The organism is Collinsella sp. AF29-7AC (assembly GCF_003475665.1).
GTDB lineage: Bacteria > Actinomycetota > Coriobacteriia > Coriobacteriales > Coriobacteriaceae > Collinsella.
In genome coordinates this window covers 1-608 of sequence record NZ_QRQX01000059.1, presented here as the reverse complement: position 1 = coordinate 608, position 608 = coordinate 1, and the positions used below count along the sequence as shown (strand labels likewise).

Genomic DNA, 608 nt, shown 5'->3' with positions numbered 1-608 from the left:
GGGAAGGCGGCTCCCGGCCGGCGAGGACGTCGCGGTCCGGATACTCGCCCGGGAGATAGCCTCCCTCGACGCCGACATCGAGGAACTCGACTCGCTCGTGGCCGACTCGCTGGCGGGAGACGAGGTCTACGAGTGCCTCCTCACGGTGCCCGGGATCGGCCCCAAGACCGCCGCGGCGCTGGTGACGTCGATCGACATATCCGCGTTCAGGGGGCACGACGAGCTCGCGAGCTATTGCGGCGTGGCGCCGTCAGACAGGCGCTCCGGGAGCAGCATCAGGTCGACGTCGCCGCAGCACGGCGGGAACAGGCAGCTCAAGAACCTGCTCATATTCAGCTGCAACTCCCTCATCGGCACGGACAACAGGTTCGGGAGGTACTACGGGGAGTGCAGGGCGAGGGGGATGAGGCACAGCAAGGCGCTGAAGGCGGTCGCGAGGAAGAGGCTCAAGGTCATTTACGCGATCATGCGCGACGCCGTCCCGTACGCGGCCTAGCGGGCGGCGGGATCAACCAAAGAGGAAACCAAGCGGGGGCGCCTGACGCCCGGATGCGTCATGCCGAAATGGCGCGAAGCACGCGGTTGACAAAACCATAGAGACACGTCCC

1 protein-coding gene is annotated in these 608 nt (G+C 66.6%); it reads left to right on the top strand.

Going from position 1 to position 608, the window contains the following annotated elements; genetic code table 11:
• A partial coding sequence (locus DWZ15_RS10340; protein WP_147352339.1) for a transposase occupies positions 1–496 on the top strand: 496 nt, incomplete at its 5' end.
• Between the last annotated feature and the right edge of the window lie 112 nt (positions 497–608).